At 41.2% G+C, this 22,233-nt stretch carries 16 protein-coding genes and 1 pseudogene; 14 read left to right on the forward strand and 3 right to left on the reverse strand.

Annotation, left to right across the window (positions count from 1 at the left end):
* Positions 1-58: 58 nt before the first annotated feature.
* A complete protein-coding gene (locus DXB39_RS12940; protein WP_117842220.1) occupies positions 59-1,669 on the reverse strand; it encodes a CTP synthase in 1,611 nt (536 codons plus the stop codon).
* A gap of 251 nt (positions 1,670-1,920) precedes the next feature.
* Between DXB39_RS12940 and ftsH the strand changes: the two genes are divergently transcribed.
* From ftsH to fba, 11 genes are all read left to right on the forward strand, one after another.
* Positions 1,921-3,885 (forward strand): ATP-dependent zinc metalloprotease FtsH, encoded by a 1,965-nt coding sequence (gene ftsH, locus DXB39_RS12945; RefSeq protein WP_117696656.1) that lies wholly within the window; start codon positions 1,921-1,923, stop codon positions 3,883-3,885.
* The gene (gene uvrC, locus DXB39_RS12950; RefSeq protein ID WP_243006048.1) at positions 3,875-5,749 is read left to right on the forward strand and encodes an excinuclease ABC subunit UvrC; all 1,875 of its coding nucleotides are present in this window, start codon (positions 3,875-3,877) and stop codon (positions 5,747-5,749) included. Before ftsH ends, uvrC begins: the two co-directional genes overlap by 11 nt.
* A gap of 20 nt (positions 5,750-5,769) precedes the next feature.
* Positions 5,770-7,065, forward strand: coding sequence for a methyl-accepting chemotaxis protein (locus DXB39_RS12955; RefSeq protein WP_117842222.1), 1,296 nt, complete (start codon positions 5,770-5,772; stop codon positions 7,063-7,065).
* 45 nt (positions 7,066-7,110) lie between these two features.
* The gene (gene hprK / locus DXB39_RS12960) at positions 7,111-8,052 is read left to right on the forward strand and encodes an HPr(Ser) kinase/phosphatase (RefSeq protein ID WP_022243584.1); all 942 of its coding nucleotides are present in this window, start codon (positions 7,111-7,113) and stop codon (positions 8,050-8,052) included.
* Between the two features lie 16 nt (positions 8,053-8,068).
* The gene (locus tag DXB39_RS12965) at positions 8,069-9,460 is read left to right on the forward strand and encodes an aminopeptidase (RefSeq protein ID WP_117696662.1); all 1,392 of its coding nucleotides are present in this window, start codon (positions 8,069-8,071) and stop codon (positions 9,458-9,460) included.
* Positions 9,461-9,487: 27 nt separating this feature from the next.
* Positions 9,488-10,399 carry a UDP-N-acetylmuramate dehydrogenase gene (gene murB, locus DXB39_RS12970; RefSeq protein WP_117842223.1) on the forward strand — a complete coding sequence of 304 codons (912 nt, stop codon included), beginning with the start codon at positions 9,488-9,490 and terminating at the stop codon, positions 10,397-10,399.
* Positions 10,396-11,268 (forward strand): RNase adapter RapZ, encoded by an 873-nt coding sequence (rapZ, locus tag DXB39_RS12975; protein ID WP_117696668.1) that lies wholly within the window; start codon positions 10,396-10,398, stop codon positions 11,266-11,268. The genes murB and rapZ overlap by 4 nt, the downstream gene beginning before the upstream one ends.
* A gap of 13 nt (positions 11,269-11,281) precedes the next feature.
* Complete coding sequence (gene whiA / locus DXB39_RS12980) at positions 11,282-12,199, forward strand: DNA-binding protein WhiA (RefSeq protein ID WP_022243580.1); 918 nt, start codon at positions 11,282-11,284, stop codon at positions 12,197-12,199.
* Positions 12,200-12,220: 21 nt separating this feature from the next.
* The gene (locus DXB39_RS12985) at positions 12,221-12,475 is read left to right on the forward strand and encodes an HPr family phosphocarrier protein (RefSeq protein WP_022243579.1); all 255 of its coding nucleotides are present in this window, start codon (positions 12,221-12,223) and stop codon (positions 12,473-12,475) included.
* A gap of 25 nt (positions 12,476-12,500) precedes the next feature.
* Positions 12,501-13,409, forward strand: a complete 909-nt coding sequence (locus tag DXB39_RS12990) for a diacylglycerol/lipid kinase family protein (protein WP_117696671.1) — start codon at positions 12,501-12,503, stop codon at positions 13,407-13,409.
* A 70-nt stretch (positions 13,410-13,479) separates the two neighbouring features.
* On the forward strand, positions 13,480-14,346 hold the full coding sequence (gene fba / locus DXB39_RS12995; protein ID WP_022243577.1) for a class II fructose-1,6-bisphosphate aldolase: 867 nt from the start codon (positions 13,480-13,482) through the stop codon (positions 14,344-14,346).
* A gap of 49 nt (positions 14,347-14,395) precedes the next feature.
* Here fba and DXB39_RS15345 read toward each other — a convergent pair.
* Positions 14,396-14,593: pseudogene (locus tag DXB39_RS15345) on the reverse strand (DUF4368 domain-containing protein); the annotation flags it as partial.
* A gap of 519 nt (positions 14,594-15,112) precedes the next feature.
* Between DXB39_RS15345 and DXB39_RS13005 the strand changes: the two are divergent.
* The 3 genes from DXB39_RS13005 to DXB39_RS13015 all read left to right on the forward strand — a co-directional run bounded on the left by DXB39_RS13005 (position 15,113) and on the right by DXB39_RS13015 (position 19,184).
* Positions 15,113-17,233 carry a glutamine synthetase III family protein gene (locus DXB39_RS13005; RefSeq protein ID WP_117842224.1) on the forward strand — a complete coding sequence of 707 codons (2,121 nt, stop codon included), beginning with the start codon at positions 15,113-15,115 and terminating at the stop codon, positions 17,231-17,233.
* Between the two features lie 246 nt (positions 17,234-17,479).
* Positions 17,480-17,818, forward strand: a complete 339-nt coding sequence (locus DXB39_RS13010; protein ID WP_022243575.1) for a P-II family nitrogen regulator — start codon at positions 17,480-17,482, stop codon at positions 17,816-17,818.
* 169 nt (positions 17,819-17,987) lie between these two features.
* Positions 17,988-19,184 carry an ammonium transporter gene (locus DXB39_RS13015; protein ID WP_117842248.1) on the forward strand — a complete coding sequence of 399 codons (1,197 nt, stop codon included), beginning with the start codon at positions 17,988-17,990 and terminating at the stop codon, positions 19,182-19,184.
* Positions 19,185-19,371: 187 nt separating this feature from the next.
* Here DXB39_RS13015 and DXB39_RS13020 read toward each other — a convergent pair whose 3' ends face one another.
* Positions 19,372-22,188 (reverse strand): transglycosylase domain-containing protein, encoded by a 2,817-nt coding sequence (locus DXB39_RS13020; RefSeq protein ID WP_117842225.1) that lies wholly within the window; start codon positions 22,186-22,188, stop codon positions 19,372-19,374.
* Between the last annotated feature and the right edge of the window lie 45 nt (positions 22,189-22,233).

Below are 22,233 nucleotides of genomic sequence, written 5' to 3' on the forward strand. Positions count from 1 at the left end.
AGCCCTTTATTTTCAAGGCTTGAAAGCGGTTTTCATCAACACATTTTGTCCTATAACTCTATTTCTGCTTTCTGATTTCAGTTGCAGCTTTAATAAAGCCTTTGAATAAAGGATGTGGACGGTTTGGTCTGGATTTTAATTCCGGATGTGCCTGGGTTGCTACGAACCAAGGGTGTCCAGGAATTTCTACCATTTCTACGATACGTCCATCCGGAGAAAGACCACACAGCTTCATACCGTTTTCAGTAAGAATGTTACGGTAATCATTGTTCACTTCGTATCTGTGACGATGTCGTTCATGAATGGTTTCTTCTCCATAAACCTGATAAGCCAGAGAAGCAGTATCCAGAACACATGGGTAAGAACCAAGACGTAAGGTTCCGCCGATATCTTCAATACCATCCTGATCCGGCATCAGTGCAATAACAGGATGTGTGGTATTCGGGTCTAATTCAATACTGTGGGCATCATTGAGCTTGCAGACATGTCTTGCATATTCAATGATAGCAACCTGCATACCAAGACAAAGTCCTAAGTATGGAATTTTATGTTCTCTTGCATATTTTGCAGCAGTAATCATTCCTTCTACACCACGGTCACCGAAACCACCCGGTACAATAATTCCGTCAGAATTACCAAGAATTTCTTCTGCATTTTCATCATTTAATAATTCGGAATCTACCCAGTTTAAATTAACGGTTGCACGCTCGGCAATTCCACCATGTTTTAATGCTTCTACAACAGAGATATAAGCATCATGAAGCTGTGTATATTTTCCAACTAAGGAGATATTTACTTCCTGAATCGGATTGCGTAATGCTTCAACCATATCGGTCCAGTCTTTTAAATCCGGCTCCGGACATGGAAGATGAAGAGAATCACAGGCAACCTTTGCCAGATTTTCTTTTTCCATGGCAAGTGGTGCTTCGTAGAGATATTCTACGTCCAGATTCTGCAGCACATGGTCATTTGGCACATTACAGAATAAAGCAATTTTATCTTTTAAGCCCTGGTCTAAAGGATGCTCGGAACGGCATACGATAATATCCGGCTGGATACCCATTCCCTGTAATTCCTTTACACTGGACTGTGTCGGTTTGGTCTTTAATTCACCGGATGCCTTGATATAAGGAATCAGTGTTACATGAATCAGAATTGCATTTTCATGTCCGACTTCATGCTGGAACTGTCTGATAGACTCTAAGAAAGGCTGGCTTTCAATATCTCCAACAGTACCACCTACTTCAATGATGGCAATATGGGTATCATTGGAAGTAAAGTTACGGTAGAATCGGCTCTTGATTTCATTGGTAATATGTGGAATTACCTGAACAGTACCTCCACCAAAGTCTCCACGGCGTTCTTTCTGAAGTACAGACCAGTAAACCTTTCCGGTAGTAACGTTAGAATTCTTGGTAAGACTTTCATCAATGAAACGTTCATAATGGCCTAAATCCAGGTCGGTTTCTGCTCCATCATCGGTAACGAAAACTTCACCGTGCTGGATTGGGTTCATGGTACCCGGGTCAATATTGATATACGGGTCAAATTTCTGCATAGTAACCTTGTAGCCTCTGGCTTTTAACAGACGGCCAAGTGATGCAGCAGTAATGCCTTTTCCGAGACCGGAAACAACTCCACCGGTGACAAAGACGTATTTTACAGGCATGGTAGTTCCTCCTTAAATGTGTGTATATGGTTAAAACTTAGATAGACCGACAGTGAATGCGCCGTCGGTCTCATTTTTTCTCAAACTTAGTCTATTATACAACGACAGTAAAAATAAATCCACAAAAATTTATAAAATATTTAGAAAAGAAAGGAAAACTTAACAGAGTTATTATTGATTTATCCGGGCAGATTACATATAATAAGAACTATATTTTGGGAGAGTTTCGAGAATCATATACGGAGGATACAATGGATAACCTGTTTAATAATGGAAATAATAATCAGAATGGTGGAAATAATAACCAGAATAATGGGAATAATAATCAGAACGGCGATAAAAAGGGCGGTAATGGCCAGATGATACTGGCATTTGTTATCATTACTCTTGTGACGCTGTTCTTTATGAGTCTTTTAAACCGTTGCAGTGCAGATATGACTTCCCAGCGGATTACCTATACGGAATTTGTCCAGATGGTAAAGGATGACAAGGTAGAAAAGGTCGAAGTAGGTGCAAACCAGTATAATATCACACCAAAGTCAGATGATAAGACGCTGGTAAAGATGACCTATTATACCGGATTTATTAAAGATGAAAATTTATTAGACCTCTTAAATAAACACAATGTAGAAATTGATGGATATATTCCGAATAATACATCGACATGGGTATTTAATATTTTAAGTATTGTATTGCCTTTGATTATTATCTGGATTATTTTTGGCGCAGTCATGAAGAAGGCCGGCGGCGGAATGATGGGAGTCGGCAAGAGCAATGCCAAAGTATATGTAGAAAAGACAACCGGTGTAACCTTTAAGGATGTTGCCGGACAGGATGAAGCAAAAGAATCTTTACAGGAAGTGGTAGATTTCCTGCATAATCCGAAAAAATACCGTGAAATCGGAGCAAAACTTCCGAAGGGAGCATTGCTTGTAGGACCACCTGGAACCGGTAAAACGCTGCTTGCCAAGGCAGTTGCCGGAGAAGCAAATGTTCCGTTCTTCTCACTGGCCGGTTCTGACTTTGTAGAGATGTTTGTAGGTGTCGGTGCATCCCGGGTAAGAGATTTGTTTAAGGATGCCCAGAAACAGGCGCCATGTATCATATTTATTGATGAGATTGATGCCATCGGCAAGAGCCGTGACAGCAGATTCGGCGGTGGAAATGATGAGCGTGAGCAGACCTTAAACCAGCTGCTGGCAGAGATGGATGGATTTGATACTTCAAAGGGACTTTTGGTTCTGGCAGCAACAAACCGTCCGGAAGTACTGGATAAAGCGTTACTTCGCCCAGGCCGGTTTGACCGTAGAATTATTGTAGACAAACCGGATTTGAAGGGTCGTCTTGAGACGCTGAAGGTACACTCCAAAGATGTGCATATGGATGAATCCGTAGATTTGGAAGCAATTGCTCTGGCAAGTGCAGGACTGGTTGGCTCCGATCTTGCAAATATGATTAATGAAGCTGCTATTAATGCAGTAAAACATAACCGTAAATTTGTAAATCAGAGTGATTTGTTTGAAGCCTTTGAAATCGTGGCAGTTGGTGGAAAAGAGAAGAAAGACCGTGCCATGAGTAATCATGAGAAGAAGATTGTTTCTTATCATGAAGTAGGTCATGCAATGGTTACTGCATTACAGAAGAATACAGAACCGGTACAGAAAATTACTATCGTACCAAGAACCATGGGGGCATTGGGATACACCTTGCAGACACCGGAAGAAGAGAAATTTCTTGAGACCAAGGATGAATTAATTGCCAAGATAACGACTTATATGGCAGGCCGTGCAGCAGAAGAACTGGTATTCCATTCTGCAACCAGTGGAGCAGCAAATGATATTGAAAATGCGACCAAGATTGCAAGGGCAATGATTACACAGTTTGGTATGTCAGATAAATTTGGCATGATGAGTTTGGCTTCTGTAGATAATGCATATCTGGATGGTGCAGCACATTTGAATTGCGGCGATGAGACAGCGGCACAGATTGATGAAGAAGTCCGTACCATGATTCATAACTGCTATCAGGAGGCATATCAGCTCTTAGAAGAGAATCGCGAGGTATTAGACCATATTGCGGATTATTTATATGAACATGAAACCATTACGGGTAAAGAATTTATGAAGATATTCCGTGAGTTAAAAGGGCTGCCGGATCCGGATGAGGAAAAGAAGGAAGAAGAAGACCAAAAAGAAGAGAACGGGAATGACGTTTAATATTAAAGAAGAATTAAAGAAGCTTCCGGATCAGCCGGGGGTCTATATCATGCATGATACCAGTGATGCCATTATCTATGTAGGTAAGGCAGTAAGCCTTCGGAACCGGGTACGTCAGTATTTTCAGGCGTGTCATGACGAAGGAATCAAGAAAGACCAGATGGTAAAGAAGATTACCCGGTTTGAATATATTATCACTGATTCGGAATTAGAAGCACTGGTATTGGAATGCAATTTAATAAAAGAGTACAGACCGAAGTATAATACCATGCTCCGGGATGATAAGACTTATCCCTATATAAAGGTGACTCTGGGGGAAGAATTCCCCAGGGTTCTCTTTTGCCGTCAGCTGAAAAAAGACAAATCCAGATATTTTGGTCCATATACCAGTGCCGGTGCGGTGAAAGATACGATAGATTTGTTGAAAAAAATTTATCATTTAAGAACCTGCAACCGGGTATTGCCAAGAGATATTGGAAAAGAACGTCCGTGCCTTAATTACCATATTCATCAGTGTCAGGCACCCTGTCAGGGGTATATTTCCAAAGAGGAGTACCGGGAGAAAATCAATCAGGCAGTAGATTTCTTAAATGGCAATTATCAGCCGGTTTTAAAAGAATTAGAAGAGCGTATGATGCAGGCATCGGAAAATATGGATTTTGAGCGGGCAATTGAGTACCGGGAACTTTTAAACAGTGTAAAACAGGTGGCACAGAAGCAGAAAATCACCAGTTCCGATGGAGAAGATAAAGATATAATAGCTCTTGCAGCCGATGACCGGGATGCAGTAGTCCAGGTATTCTTTATCCGGAGCGGAAGGCTTATAGGAAGAGAACATTTTTATGTAACTATTGCCAATGAAGACAGTAAGGAACAGATTCTGACGACATTTTTAAAGCAGTTCTATTCCGGAACACCATATATCCCGAAGGAAATCATGCTGCAATATGCAGTTGAGGATGCAGCAGTTATTGAAGACTGGCTGACTAAGAAGCGTGGTCAGAAGGTAGTACTCCGGGTACCGCAGAAAGGAATGAAGGAAAAACTGGTGGAGCTGGCAGAGAAAAATGCCGCACTGGTATTGTCCCAGGACAGGGAAAAACTAAAGCGTGAAGAAGGCAGGACAATCGGTGCAATGAAAGAAATTGCATCCTGGCTGGATTTAGAAAAGTTAGAACGCGTGGAAGCCTATGATATTTCCAATATCAATGGATTTGAAACGGTAGGTTCCATGGTGGTTTATGAAAAGGGAAAACCACAGCGTAGTGATTACCGGAAATTTAAGTTAAGAACTATCACGGGACCGGATGATTATGCATCCATGCACGAGGTTCTGACCCGCAGATTTACCCATGGACAGGAAGAAAGGAAAATTTTACAAAAAAAAGGGCTGGATGACCAATATGGGGGATTTACAAAGTTCCCGGATTTGATTATGATGGATGGTGGAAGAGGTCAGGTAAATATTGCTCTTCAGGTGCTGGATGAACTGCATCTTTCCATACCGGTCTGTGGAATGGTAAAAGATGATCATCACAGGACGAGAGGATTATATTATCAGAATATAGAGATACCGATAGACACTTCCGGTGAAGGATTTCATTTGATTACAAGAATACAGGATGAAGCACATCGGTTTGCTATAGAATATCATCGTTCTTTACGAAGTAAGGAACAGGTACATTCTGTGCTGGATGATATTCCGGGAATCGGTCCGGCACGAAGAAAAGCGCTGATGCGAAGGTTCCAGTCCTTAGACGCAATTCGCAGTGCATCCATAGAAGAATTGTCTGGGACAGAAGCGATGAACGAAAAAGCAGCGGAAGAAGTATTCCGCTTTTTCCACAGGGGAGAGGAAAAATAAAAAGAAAAAGGAGAATCACTATGACCAAAGAAGAAAAATTCAAAAACAAAAGTATCAAGAAAAAAGTTAATGATGCATTTAACATGATATTCAGGCTGTATTTTGCAACAGTAGCACTAGCCAGTCTGGGATTGATTCTGCTGGCAGTGGTGCCGGATGCGTTCCGTATTCCGGTTCTGGTTATCTGCATTGTGATTATGCTGACAATTGTAGTAGTAAGTGTTACTTTAACTGGTCGGGAATCCAAGTGGTTAATTTATTATATTGTAAAACCAATCCGGGAATTAGAAGATGTAGCAGAGCATCTTTCCCATGGAGAATTGCATGAGAAAGTAACTTATCAGTCTGAAGATGAAATCGGAGAACTGGCAAACCGGTTCCGTAATATGGAAGATACTTTACAGAAAATTGTTGGCGATTTACAGAATATTTTAAAAGAATTTGCACAGGGTAATTATACCGTACGTTCTTCATGCAAAGAAGCATATGTGGGAGAATTTGAAACAGTGATGGAAGAACTGGTAAGCACCATCCAGAACGTAAGCAGTACATTATGTCTGATTAAGGAATCATCTAATCAGGTAGCCGCCGGCTCTGAACAGCTTGCAATCAGCTCCCAGGATCTGGCAAAGGGTGCAACAGACCAGTCTATTGCAGTAGATAATCTGGTGGAGAATGTTTCAAAGGTTACAGAACAGGTTGTTGCAAACAGCAAGTCAACAGATATTGTACATGACCGTGCAAAGAGCGTAGGAATAGAAGCAAATGTCAGCCAGAACAAGATGCGGGAACTTATGGAGGCAATGGAACGTATCTCGACAACATCCAAAGAGCTGGAAAGAGTTATTACTGAAATTGATGGTATTGCAAGCCAGACCAACCTTCTTTCCCTGAATGCATCCATTGAGGCTGCAAGAGCCGGAGAAGCAGGAAAGGGATTTGCAGTTGTTGCGGAGCAGATTCGTATGCTGGCTGAAAGCAGTGCAGAATCTGCAGAGACATCCAAGCATTTACTGGAGACAAACCAGGTAGAAGTAGAACATGGAAACGAAGTAACACAGCAGACATCGGAATCATTAAATAAGGTTATTACAGAACTGGATGCTATTATTACAGAAGTTGCTAATATCAGAATTGCATCTGACCGCCAGGCAGTGTCAGTAAAAGAAATTGAAGATGGTGTAAAACAGATTGATGATGTTATTCAGACCAATTCTGCAGCATCCCAGGAAGCATCAGCAACCAGTGAAGAATTGTCTGCAGAGGCAACTTCTTTAGATGAACTGGTAGAACGTTTCAAATTATTAGAACAGTAAAGAATTATAAAAATACAGGGGTGAAGATAAGGAAGGAGTCATGCCATGGAAGGTGTAGGAATTGAGAAAATTGTAAAAAAACTGCAGTTAAAGAAATATATTGAGGATATGGAATTAAAGGGACACCGCATCAGACTTGCGGATGTAAACCGTCCGGCGTTACAGCTGAGCGGATATTTTGAACATTTCGAGCAGTCCCGTGTACAGATTATCGGTATGGTAGAATATACATACCTGCAGCATTTGAATGATTCAGAAAAGGACAGCATTTACAGCCGGTTCTTAAAATATGATATACCATGTGTTATTTTCTGCAGGGATTTACAGCCGGATGACCTGTTCTTACAGAGGGCAAAGGAAAATAATGTTCCGGTATTCGGAACAGGCAGAAGCACATCAGAATTCATGGCGGAGCTGATTTATCTTTTGAGTGAAGAGCTTGCTCCGTGTATTACCATCCATGGTGTGCTGGTAGACGTTTACGGTGAGGGACTTCTGATTACCGGTGAAAGCGGAATCGGTAAGAGTGAAGCAGCACTGGAACTGATTAAGCGGGGACATCGTCTGGTAACAGATGATGTGGTAGAAATCCGTAAAATCAATGAGCATACCTTAACCGGCACATCACCGGATATCACCAGATACTTCATTGAGTTAAGAGGTATCGGAATCATTGATGTAAAGACTTTGTTCGGTGTTGAGTGTGTAAAAGAGAAACAGAATATCGACCTTGTAATAAAACTGGAAGACTGGAAGAAAGATAATGAGTATGACCGCCTTGGCCTTGAGGAAGAATATACAGAGTTACTTGGAAATAAAGTAGTATGTCATTCCCTTCCAATCCGTCCAGGCCGAAATCTGGCAGTTATCTGCGAGGCTGCAGCCGTTAACCACAGACAGAAGAAGATGGGTTACAATGCAGCTCAGGAATTGTATCGTCGTGTACAGGCAAATCTGAACAAGAAGGACGACGAGGAAGAAGAGTAAAAGGAGATTCATTCATATGGAACGAGAAGTAGCATGGAATCATTACAGTGAAGAAGAGAAGAAGAAAGTTTTTGAATTTGCAGAAGAGTATCGTAAATTTATATCAGCATGTAAGACAGAAAGAGAATGTGTACGCACTTTTGTAGAGCGGGCAGAGGCAGCAGGATATCTTGATATAAAGAAAGTGATTGCAGAAGGAATAAAACTGGAATCCGGTGCAAGAGTGTATGCAGATAATAATGGAAAAGCACTTGCTATGTTCATTGTAGGAAAGAAACCAATGGAAGAGGGCATGCGGATTCTCGGCGCACATGTGGATTCTCCGAGAATGGATTTAAAACAGAATCCATTCTATGAAGATACCGGGCTTGCTATGTTAGATACCCATTATTATGGTGGTGTGAAGAAATACCAGTGGGTAACACTTCCGCTGGCATTGCATGGTGTAGTGGCAAAGAAAGACGGAAGTGTAGTAGAGGTAAATATTGGAGATAAGCCGGGAGATCCGGTATTTGGTGTCAGTGATTTACTGATTCATCTTGCCGGTGAGCAGATGGAAAAGAAAGCAGCAAAGGTTATTGAAGGAGAAAACTTAGACCTTCTGATTGGAAGTATTCCGCTTGCAGGTGAAGAAAAAGAAAATGCCAAGGATACGGTAAAAGAAAATATCCTTGGAATCTTAAAAGAGGAATATGAAATTGAGGAAGAAGATTTCCTGTCCGCAGAGATTGAAGTGGTACCAGCCGGAGAAGCAAGAGATTATGGACTTGACCGGAGCATGATTATGGGGTACGGACATGATGACAGAGTCTGTGCGTATCCATCCTTTGAGGCAATGCTGGCAAAAAATGAAACACCGGAATATACCAGTGTATGTCTCCTGGTAGATAAAGAAGAAATCGGCAGCGTGGGAGCAACCGGGATGCAGTCGAGATTTTTTGAAAATATGACAGCAGAAGTGATGGCAGCAGCAGGACAGTATACAGAACTTGCACTGCGTCGTGCATTGCAGAATTCCCATGTATTATCCTCTGATGTCAGTGCGGCATTTGACCCCAATTATCCGTCCGTTATGGATAAGAAAAATGCAGCATATTTTGGAAAAGGAATGGTATTTAATAAATATACCGGTTCCAGAGGAAAGTCAGGTTCTAATGATGCCAGTGCAGAATATGTTGGAAAATTGCGTGCAGTGATGGACGATGGTAATGTATTTTATCAGACTGCAGAATTAGGTAAAGTAGACCAGGGTGGCGGCGGAACCATCGCGTATATTCTGGCAAATTATGGAATGCAGGTAATTGACAGTGGTGTGGCAGTTTTAAATATGCATGCACCATGGGAGATTATCAGTAAAGCAGATTTATATGAAGCATATAAAGGATATGTAGCATTTTTGGCTTCATAGAGAAATAAAAAATGGGAGAAGCAAATTGTGAGAGAAGACTGGATAGAAGCCATTAAGACAATTGTAGATGAAAGCAGAATACGCTTGCAGGAGCCGATGAGCCGTCATACCACATTCCGGATTGGGGGCATGGCAGAGATTTTTCTGATGCCGACCATAAAAGAGGCAGTGGATGTTATCACATTGTGCAGAGCAAAGAAGATTCCGTATACGATTATTGGAAACGGAAGCAATCTTCTGGTGGGCGATAAGGGAATTCCCGGAGTGGTCATTGAATTTGGCGCAAATGCTTCTTCCATTGAAGTAAAGGAAAATATGATCCGTGCTGAAGCGGGAGCATTGCTTTCGAAGGTTGCGCACAAGGCACTGGAAGCATCCTTAGGCGGCATGGAATTTGCAGCAGGAATTCCGGGAAGCATCGGAGGTGCAGTTGTGATGAACGCCGGTGCTTATGGCGGAGAGATGAAGGATATTTTAGTATCTGCGGATCTTTTGACCAAAGATGGTGAAGTGGTAGAAGTTCCGGTAGAAGAGATTTCCTTAAGTTACAGACACAGCCGTGTTATGGAGACCGGGGAAGTAGTGCTGGGTGTAACGTTAAAATTAGTATCCGGAGAAAAAGAGAAAATTGAAGCTGTCATGCAGGAACTCCGCCAGAAACGGCAGGAGAAGCAGCCGTTGGAATTCCCAAGTGCAGGAAGTACCTTTAAGCGGCCGGAAGGCTATTTTGCCGGAAAGCTGATTATGGATGCCGGGTTAAGAGGCTATCGTGTGGGAGATGCCCAGGTATCTGAGAAACATTGCGGCTTTGTTATAAACCGTGGGCAGGCAACTGCAGCAGAAGTGGAAGAGCTGATGCGCAGGGTGCAGGAGAAAGTAGAACAGGAGTTTCAGGTAAGACTGGAGCCGGAAGTAAGAAGGTTAGGAGAATTTTCATGAAACTGGTAATTCTGACAGGAATGTCCGGGGCGGGAAAGAGTACAGCACTTAAGATGATGGAGGATATCGGATTTTATTGTGTCGATAATCTGCCGATTCCGCTGATTGAAAAGTTTATAGAGTTGGCAGATTTAAGAAATACCGAGCTTCAGAAGGTTGCTGTGGGTGTGGATATCCGAAGCGGACAGGCATTGGAAGATTTGCAGGATATTCTTGACCACCTGAGAGGTGAAGGAAAAGAATTTGATGTACTGTTTTTGGATGCAGAGGATGGTGTGCTGGTAAAACGTTATAAAGAAACCAGAAGAAGTCATCCACTGGCAGGAAGCGATCGTGTCGATAAAGGCATCGAAGAAGAAAGAAGAAGATTGGAATTCTTAAAGAAACAGGCAAATTACATTATAGATACCAGTCATCTTCTGACCAGAGAATTAAAAACAGAATTAAATAAAATATTTGTAGAGAATCAGGAATTTAAGAATTTATTTATCACAATTTTATCCTTTGGATTCAAGTATGGAATTCCGGCAGATGCAGATCTGGTGTTTGATGTACGTTTTCTGCCAAATCCGTATTATGTGGAAGGATTACGCCCAAAGAATGGTAATGATAAAGAGATTCAGGATTTTGTGATGCAATATAAGGAAGCCCACGTATTTCTGGATAAATTAGAAGATATGATAAAATTTCTGATACCGAATTACATAACAGAGGGGAAGAGCCAGCTGGTAATTGCCATTGGCTGTACCGGAGGCAAGCATCGTTCCGTAACCCTTGCCAATGAATTGTTTAAACGGTTGGAGAAACAGAAACAGTTTGGAATTAAGATAGAGCATCGTGACATTGAAAAGGATACGATGCGGCACTAGATGGAGATATGAGATGTCTTTTTCGGGAGAAGTAAAGGCGGAACTGGAGAAGCATATAAGTAAAAGCAGACACTGCCAGTTAGCAGAACTTGCAGCAATTATAAGTTTTTCCGGAAGAATGATATTGACGGGAGCAGATCCCAGATTGGAAATTGCAACAGAACATGCCGGATTGGCAAAAAAGTGCTATACGCTTTTGAAGCGGGCATTTGACATCAGTGCAGAGTTATCTGAACAGAATCCGGGTGTGTTATATATAGAAGAACAGGATGCCATGCGCAGGGTATTAATGGCACTTAAATTTTTGGAAGAGGACGGTTCACTGCATCCGTTCCGACAGGCAGTAAATGGAATGTTGCTGCAGAAGTCCTGCTGTAGAAGGACGTTTGTAAGAGGAGCATTTCTGGCTTCGGGTTCCATGAGTGACCCGCATAAATCCTATCATTTTGAAATTGTATGTGCAACGCCACAACAGGCAGAACAGCTCAGGACGGTAATCAGTGACTTTGGCATGGATGCGAAAGTGGTGGAACGTAAGAAGCACCATGTGGTATACTTAAAAGAAGGTGCACAGATTGTGGATATGTTAAATATCATGGAAGCACATGTGGCACTGATGAACCTTGAAAATGTACGCATTTTGAAAGAGATGCGTAACAGTGTAAACCGGCAGGTAAATTGTGAAACTGCCAATATTAATAAGACAGTGAATGCTGCAGTAAAGCAGATTGAAGATATTAAGTTTATCCAGGAAAAGGGACGACTGCAGGAATTGCCGGATAATCTTTACGAGATGGCACAGGTACGTTTGGAGCACCCGGAAGCGCCTCTTAAGGAACTGGGGGCATACTTAAATCCACCGGTGGGAAAATCGGGTGTGAATCACAGGTTAAGAAAGATAAGTGAAATTGCTGAAAACATGAGAGTATGAAAAGGATGAGGAGGAATACATATGATGAAGAAAGAGGTGACCATTAAATTTGTCAATGGTGTCGAAGCAAGTCCCATTGCATTGCTTGTTCAGACTGCAAATCGTTTTTCCAGCAGTATTTATATTGAATCCGGAGATAAAAAAGTAAATGTGAAGAGCATTATGGGTATGATGTCACTGGCAATGAATTATGAGGATATGGTAACAGTTGTTACTGAGGGTGAGGACGAGAAGGAAGCCTTGGATACATTGGAACAGTTCCTGTCTGAGGGCTAGAAGGAAAAGAGAGGTTATGTAAAAAATGAAAAAGAAATTACTTTTTATATTTAATCCACATTCCGGCAAGGGACTGATTAAGAATAAACTGTTAGAAATTGTAGACATTATGGTAAAGGCAGATTATGAAGTAACCATATATCCGACACAGAGCAAAGGGGATGCGCAGAACCATGTCAGAGAAGAAGCGAAGAATTATGATTTGATTGTCTGTAGTGGTGGAGACGGTACTTTAGATGAAGCAGTCAGCGGAATGATGGAAAGTGAAGAAAAGACACTGCTTGGCTATATTCCGGCAGGAAGTACCAACGACTTTGCCAATTCTTTAAGAATACCTAAAAGCATGCTAAAGGCAGCAAATGTAGCGGTAAAGGGAAGACGGTTTCCGGTAGATATAGGATATTTTAATGGAGATTCATTCGTATATGTGGCAGCATTTGGACTGTTTACTGCAGTATCTTATCAGACCAGCCAGCAGTTAAAGAATGTATTAGGACACGCAGCTTATATTTTAGAAGGAATGAAACAGCTTTTAGACATTCCGGTCTATAAGATGCGGGTAGAATATGATGATGAGGTATTAGAGGACGAATTTATCTATGGTATGATTACCAATTCTATTTCTGTGGGGGGATTTAAGAACCTGACAGGTAAAAATGTACTCCTGGATGACGGTGTTTTTGAGGTGACACTGATTAAAGCACCGAAGAATCCACTGGAGTTAAATGAGATTATTGCAGCATTAACCAGCCGCAAGGATGATACCGACCTGGTATACTCATTTAAGAGCAGCAATATTAAGTTTTATCCGGAAGAAATTATTCCATGGACTTTAGATGGTGAGTTTGGGGGAGACCATAAGGAAGTGGAAATAAGAAATATGCACCAGGCTTTGGAGATTATGGTCAAGAATAAAGAAACATCTGTAAAATGATTGTTATATTTTTAACTTTATTTTTGGGAAAAGCCATGGTACAATGAAAAAAAACAATGGAGGAATCAAAATGTTAGTATCAGCAACAGAAATGTTAAAAAAAGCAAAAGCTGGTCATTATGCAGTAGGCCAGTTCAATATCAACAACCTTGAGTGGACAAAATCAATACTGTTAACTGCAGAAGAATTAAAATCCCCTGTAATTCTTGGTGTATCTGAAGGTGCAGGAAAATATATGACAGGTTTTAAGACCGTTGCAGCTATGGTAAAAGCTATGGATGAAGAACTTGGAATCACAGTTCCTGTAGCACTTCACTTAGATCATGGAACATATGAAGGATGTTATAAATGTATCAAAGCTGGATTTACATCTATCATGTTTGATGGTTCTCATTATCCATTTGAAGAGAACCTTGCTAAGTCTACAGAGCTTGTAAATGTAGCTCATCAGCTTGGACTTTCTATCGAGTGTGAGGTTGGTTCCATCGGTGGAGAAGAAGACGGAGTAGTTGGAATGGGCGAGTGTGCAGATCCTAACGAGTGTAAGACAATCGCTGATCTTGGTGTAGATATGCTTGCAGCAGGTATCGGTAATATCCACGGAAAATATCCGGCAAACTGGAAAGGACTTTCCTTCGAGACTCTGGACGCTATCCAGCAGAAGACAGGAACTATGCCATTAGTACTTCACGGTGGTACAGGAATTCCTGCAGATATGATTAAGAAAGCTATCTCTCTTGGCGTATCTAAGATTAATGTAAATACAGAGTGTCAGTTATCTTTCGCAGATGCTACACGTAAATATATTGAAGCTGGTAAGGACTTAGAGGGCAAAGGATTTGACCCACGTAAATTATTAGCTCCAGGTGCAGAAGCAATCAAAGCTACTGTAAAAGAAAAAATGGAATTATTTGGTTCTGTTGGAAAAGCAGAATAAGAATGATTTTTATAAGGGCCGCCCATTAGAGGGTGCAAGTAAGGGATTTTTATCCTTTGAAAAATCGGCATAGTTTCGGAGAAATCCGGCTATGCCATTTTTTTCTTTTGCTTGCAGGAAGATTAACTGCACCAATGCAGTTGTAGATAATTTGGATTTCCTGCTGTCTGCGACCATTCATTTTCTCTGCTTTGAATATAATAATCTTGTCATCGAATTCTCGTATAATCTCAGCATTTAATTCTGTAAATTCAGCATATTTCTTTACTAAGGATAAGAAGTACTGTGCATTGAGGTTTTCTTCCTTAGCCTATGATAAGAATAATTTCAGTTCAGAGACTCTTCATATTCTTTCTTGCCTGAAGTGCCGGAAACCACGGAATGCGTACATTAAAAAGCACAGAAGAGGGTACGGAAAAAGTAGTTGCAGATGAGAATGGATATGCAGTACCGCCTGGCAGCAACTGATTTCGAAACCGGCGATTGATAAAATCGACAAAAAATGTATATTATTTTGCACAAATTTGTAGAATGTATCAAAAATAAAAAAATTATAAACTTTGACTTGATTTTTTAGAAAGTTTCATGTATTTTAGATATAGCAGATGAAATGTGCGTGACGAACAAGGGTGTTCCAAAAGAATTGGAATGCCCTTGTTTCTATATCTGGGGAATTACCGGAGGAGAGAAGTCATACATTGATTGCAGAAAATAAAAATCATATTTCTCAGGGGATTTATGGTGAGAGGCAGAAAGGATGTATAGTATGAGTGAGACAGAATATTTCAATGTAGCAGATATTTTCGGCGAGAACGTATTCAATGATGCAGTAATGCAGGAACGTCTTCCGAAAAAGACCTACAAAAAGTTAAGAGAAGTAATCGAAGAGGGAAAAGAATTAGACCTTGAGACAGCAGACGTAGTGGCACATGAGATGAAAGAGTGGGCAATCGAAAAAGGAGCTACCCATTATACACACTGGTTCCAGCCATTAACAGGAGTAACTGCTGAGAAACATGATTCCTTTATTACAGCACCAATGCCAAATGGTAAAGTTTTGATGAGCTTTTCCGGTAAGGAATTAATCAAAGGTGAGCCGGATGCATCTTCTTTTCCATCCGGTGGATTAAGAGCAACCTTTGAGGCAAGAGGATATACAGCATGGGATTGTACTTCGCCGGCATTCGTAAGACAGGATGCAGCAGGAGCAACTCTTTGTATTCCTACCGCTTTCTGCTCCTACACAGGAGAAGCATTGGACCAGAAGACACCGTTACTTCGTTCCATGGAAGCAATTAATACCCAGTCTCTCCGGCTTTTAAGATTATTTGGAAATACAACATCTAAGAAAGTAACTCCTTCCGTTGGACCGGAGCAGGAATATTTCATCGTAGACAGAGAAAAATATTTAAAGAGAAAAGATTTAATCTTTACCGGACGTACCTTATTTGGAGCAATGCCTCCAAAAGGACAGGAAATGGATGACCATTACTTCGGAATCATCCGTGAGAGAATTGCAGCATACATGAGAGATGTAAATAAAGAATTATGGAAACTTGGTGTATCTGCAAAGACACAGCATAACGAAGTTGCTCCTGCACAGCATGAGTTAGCTCCAATCTACTCCGAAGCAAACGTAGCAGTAGACCACAACCAGTTAGTAATGGAAACCTTAAAGAAGGTTGCCGGCCGTCATGGCTTACAGTGTCTGCTTCATGAGAAGCCATTTGCAGGTGTCAATGGTTCTGGAAAACATAACAACTGGTCTATCACAACAGATGATGGAATTAACTTATTAGAGCCGGGCAAAACACCTCATGAGAACGTACAGTTCTTATTAGTGCTTACCTGTATCTTAAAAGCAGTAGATAAACATGCAGACCTGCTTCGTGAATCTGCAGCAGACGTTGGAAACGACCACAGATTAGGAGCAAACGAGGCACCGCCAGCAATCGTTTCTATCTATCTTGGAGAACAGTTACAGGATGTATTATCACAGCTTATCTGCACCGGAGAAGCTACACACAGTTTAGCTGGTTCTAAATTAGAGACTGGTGTTAAGACATTGCCTGACTTCATGAAAGATGCAACAGACCGTAACAGAACTTCACCATTTGCATTTACCGGAAATAAATTCGAGTTCCGTATGGTTGGTTCCCAGGATTCCATCGCACAGCCTAACGTTGTATTGAATACAATCGTAGCAGAAGCATTTTCTGAGGCGTGTGATGAACTGGAAAAAGCAGACGATTTCGATATGGCAGTACATGATCTGATTAAGAAATATGCAACTGAGCATCAGAGAATCGTATTCAACGGAAACGGATATTCTGATGAATGGGTAGAGGAAGCAGAGCGTCGTGGACTTCCAAACATCAAGTCCATGGTAGATGCAATCCCGGCACTGAATACAGAAAAAGCAGTTTCTTTATTCGAGCGTTTTGGTGTATTTACCAAAGCGGAGCTGGATTCCCGTGTAGAAATCGAATATGAGACTTACGCAAAAGAGATTAACATCGAAGCAAAAGCTATGATTGATATTGCAGGAAAACAGATTATCCCGGCAGTTATCAAATATACAACAGAGCTTGCAACTTCTGCAGCAGCTGTAAAATCTGTATGTGATGCAGACATCAGTGTTCAGACAGAATTACTGGCAGAAGTATCTGACCTCTTATCTGAGACCAAGGTTGCTTTGGCAAAACTGGAAGAAGTAACAGAAAAAGGTGGAACAATGGAAGAGGGAAGAGATCAGGCTGTATATTACAGAGATGTTGTAAAAACAACAATGGATGCATTAAGAGCTCCGGTTGACAAGTTAGAGATGCTTGTTGACAAAGATATATGGCCAATGCCATCTTATGGAGATTTAATCTTCGAAGTATAAAAAAGAACTTTAATTGCAGGGCATTCTCCTTAGAACAGACGGAAAAAAGAGGCATAAAAGGGAGGATGCCAGGCAACTTAAGTTACCTGGCAGATTATGAAAAAGAATATTTAAAGTTATGTTTTTCTTTTGCGTATGACTATACTATATCAGCCTAATTTGAAAAAAGCGTGTTGATAAAGTGAATCATCTTTGAATGCCAGGTGAATAAATTGTGAACAATAATAAGAAGGAGGACGAGATAATATGAAAAAGCTGGAAATTATTATCAAACCGGAAAAGCTTGAAGACTTGAAAGCAGTCTTGGAAAGCAGTGAAGTCAATGGCTTAAACATTGTAAACAGCATGGGATATGGTAATCAGAAGGGTATTATCAAGAATTACCGTGGAGCATCTTATAATGTAACATTACTTCCGAAAATCAAAGTAGAGACTGTTGTCTCAGATGAAGTTGCACCAGGATTAATTGATAAGGTAGTAGATGAGATTAATACCGGTAACTTTGGTGATGGTAAAATCTTTGTGTATGATGTAGAAGATGCCGTTCGTATCCGTACCGGCGAACATGGAGACAAAGCATTATAAAAGATGCAAAGAGGAGTAAGGCGCAGATAGGAATCTGTCTTGTGGATATTGAAAAATGAATATCGCAAATAAATATTATCGAAGGAGATAAGCAGACAAGGAGAGAGCCTTGTTTGATATCTCTATTTTTTTTACTTTAATATTTATTTTGGTAAAGGAGGAAATGATTATGGATATGAGTGTTTGGTTCCTGATGGGAGCAGCGTTAGTATTTTTTATGCAATGTGGATTTGCAATGGTAGAGGCTGGTTTTACCAGATCAAAAAATACAGGTAATATTACAATGAAGAACCTGATGGACTTCTGTATTGGTACCGTTGCATTTTATTTATTAGGATATAATATTCTTTGTGGTGATGGAAAATTTGTAGGATGGGGTTTAAATCCATTGAAGAATTTTGGAACAACAGACTGGTCCAATTTCGTATTTAACCTGGTATTCTGTGCAACAGCTGCAACAATTGTATCTGGAGCAATGGCAGAGCGTACCAAATTCATTACATATTGTATTTACAGTTTTGTAATCAGCCTGATTGTATATCCGGTAGAAGCACACTGGGTATGGGGCGGAACTCCATGGCTTACAGACCTTGGATTTACAGATTTCGCAGGTTCTGCATGTATTCATATGGTAGGTGGAATTACCGCATTTATCGGAGCCGCTTTATTAGGACCTCGTATTGGTAAATATGACAAAGATGGTAAATCAAGACCTATTATGGGTCACAACATTTTAATTGGTGCGTTAGGAGTATTTATTCTCTGGTTTGGCTGGTATGGATTTAATGGTGCAGCAGCAACTGATACCTTACAGCTTTCGCAGATTTTTGCAACAACAACCATTGCACCGGCAGCAGCAACTGTTACAGCAATGATTTATACCTGGATTAAGAATGGTAAACCGGATGTGTCCATGTCCTTAAATGGTTCCCTGGCAGGTCTGGTAGCAATTACAGCAGGATGTGCAAATGTTGATGCAGTAGGAGCATTCATTATCGGTGGTTTAGCTGGTATCCTTTGTACCATGTCAGTATACTTTGTAGAAGACAAATTAAAAGTAGATGATCCGGTTGGTGCTGTATCCGTACACGGTGTCTGTGGTCTTTTTGGAACATTGATGGTAGGTCTTTTCGATTATACAGATGGTCTTTTCTATGGTGGAGGAATTCATCATCTGGCTATTCAGGCACTTGGTGTCGTATGTATCGCAGGCTGGGTAATTGTAACCATGAGCATTATATTTATCGTATTAAAGAAGACAATTGGTCTTAGAGTATCAAAAGAAGAAGAGTTAGAAGGTCTGGATTCTACTGAGCATGGCTTAGAGTCAGCTTACCCGGATTTTGTAACAAGAGAACTTCACTAATCATGTACTAATCTAATTGTGATTAGGTTAGTAATTATCTAATCCCCTTAGTAGTATATACATCAACAACGAAAGTCCTGGCGTATGTCAGGGCTTTTGTTGTTGTCTGTGCCCGGCATCAGATAGAAAAAATAGAAGCTGCCTTTGGCAGCTTCTATAGGTGTCTGATTATAGAATAATGATTTGGTTAATTCGTAGTGTTTCCATCAGAGCCGGTACCGGAACTTCCACCGCCGGTTCCTGTACCACCACCGGTTCCTGTACTGCCGCCGGTTCCTGTACCACCACCGGTTCCTGTACCACCACCGGTTCCTGTATTGCCGCCGGTTCCTGTACCACCATTGGTTCCGGTATCACCACCGGTATTTGTGCTGGTTCCGGTATTACCATGATCTGGTGTAGTATTATCCCCACCACCGGTAAGACTTCCACTGGTTGGATTAGAGGTATCTGTTGTATTAGTAGATGGGGTGGAAGGCTGTGTAACGGAACTTGAAGTGTGTACGTTACAGGTGCTGTTGGATAATTCATCTGTCATAAGATATGGAGAATCATCCGTACCTTCAGAACCGCCAACGATATAGATACCAGTCTGTCTTGTTTCTTCCGGACAATATTCATTTGCAAGCATTCCGGAGGAAGTACAGATTGTTGCACTGACATGATGGTCACATACTTCTGTTGGAACTGTGCCGGTTGCAAAATATTCTGTTTCAACCATGCTGCCACGCGGATCACAGTCACATAAACCTTCTACGGCAAGTTTCCCGGATTTCTTACATACGACAGCAGAAGTAATTCCGCTTGGCATAGTAAAGTCTTTATATTCCAGATTTTCATGAACACGGGACATAACTGCTTTCCAGATTAACTTTGGATATCTGGTGCTGGAAAGTTCGCTGTTATCATCATATCCGCCCCATACACCACAGGTATAATATGGTGTGTATCCTACGAAAAGAGCATCGCGGTCAGAGGTTGTAGTACCTGTTTTACCGGCAATCGGCATAGAACCGAAGTTAACGATTGTACCGGTACCGGAGGTAACAACATCTTCCATGGCATTGGTTAAGAGCCATGCAGTGGTGTCCTTTAATACAGTATGGGTCTGCGGAGTATTGTCAATTAAAACATTTCCGTCATGGTCTAAAATCTTGGTATAGAATCTTGGTTTGGTATAAGTACCGCCATTTGCAACGGTCGCATAGGCGGCAGTTAATTCTAAGTTGGTAACACCTTTATAGATACCTCCAAGGCAGAGAGCCTGATTATTATCGTGTTCAGCATCTAAGGTGGTAAATCCGAAGCTCTGTAAGTAACTGTAACCTAAATCGGTACTGATATCAGTGAGGGTCTTAACGGTTACAATATTGATGGAGTGGCAGATTGCTTCTCTTAAAGTAGTAAATCCACGATACTGGTCATCGTAGTTACGAAGAGAACGTCCATTGGTATAAGAATAAGGAGCATCATCTTCTACAGAGGCTAAGGTCATTCCACCACTGTCAAGAGCAGGTGCATAAGCAGCTAAAATCTTGAAGGTGGAACCCGGCTGTCTGGTGGTATCAGAAGCCCGGTTTAAGGTTTTGTTTGCGGTTTTATCACCACGGCCACCAACTAATGCTTTCACTTCACCGGTAGCCTGATCCATCAGCGTAAGGGAAGCCTGTGGCTGAATCGTAAAGGTAACGGATTCGCCGCTGCCCGGGATGGTATCTCCCTCTTCCATAATATCTGCTTTATACTGGTCAATGGCAGCCTGGGCATCTTCTTTGGAACTGAAGTTGATGTTGTAGCTGTTATTACCGGTTTTTTCACGATAGTAGGTGAGCATGGTCTGTTCACTGTAATTCTGCAGTGTACCATCGGCTTTCTGGATGGAAAGACGATAGGAGAAAGAATATTCCACCTGACCGTTGTAGTTATCTAAGTTATTGACTTCCTCATCACAAATCTGCTGGAGATTAGCATTCTGGGTGGAGTAAATGGTAAGACCACCACCATAGAGTGCATTGAAAGCCTGTGTCTCGGTATAACCTAATTCATTGATTAAGTCATCCATTACCTGGTCGGTAAGGGTATCCACAAAGTAGGAGTTGACATTTGCAGTAGAAGAAGTGCTGTTATCTACAATCTGAATACGGTCGTAGACATTATCTGCTAATGCTTCGTCGTGTTCTTCCTGCGAAATATAACCCTGGTCTAACATATTGTCTAAGACATCTTTACGACGGGATGCGTTGTTGTCCGGGTTAGTAATCGGATTATACTTTGTCGGACTCTTGGTAATCGCTGCAATTACTGCACACTCAGAAAGTGTTAAGTCAGATACATCTTTGTTAAAATATCGTTTGGATGCAGCCTGGACACCAAGGGTATTCTGACCAAGGTTAATGGTGTTTAAGTAATTTTCCAGAATCCAGTTCTTGGATTCTCTTTTTTCAAGCTGTACAGCCAGATACTGTTCCTGTATTTTACGCTCAAACTTATCAGCCATACTGTCTTCGCTTGTCCAATCGGTGAAGACGTTGTTTTTCAGAAGCTGCTGTGTAATTGTGCTGGCTCCCTGATTAAAATGAAAACCGGATGCAATGCCTTTGAAGCCGGCACGGATGATTCCTTTGATATCAATTCCGTTGTGATCGTAAAAACGTTCATCTTCGATGGCTACGAATGCATGCTGAAGATTAATCGGCATCTTATCAATGGTTACCGGATCACGATTTGTACCGGAAGTAACCAGAGTGGCAATTTCATTACCCTCATCGTCAAGAACGGTAGAGAGCTGTCCGGTAGGACTTGCATCAATATCATCTATATCTGGTGCAGAATCAATGATTCCTTTGAAGATTCCGATTCCTGCACAAATACCGACGACAGCTACTAAGAAAAAGCAGATCAGTAGAGTCTTGCAGAAAATTACGGAAAACTTCTTACGGACCATAGTACCTTTGGAAGTGAGCTCTTTTTCCTTCCTGGCGGTACTCTTCTTTCCATAATTCATAATGTGCCTCCTTTGGATTAATAACATTATTTTCTTATTATAGCA

The organism is Roseburia sp. OM03-7AC (assembly GCF_003462625.1).
GTDB lineage: Bacteria > Bacillota > Clostridia > Lachnospirales > Lachnospiraceae > Roseburia_C > Roseburia_C amylophila.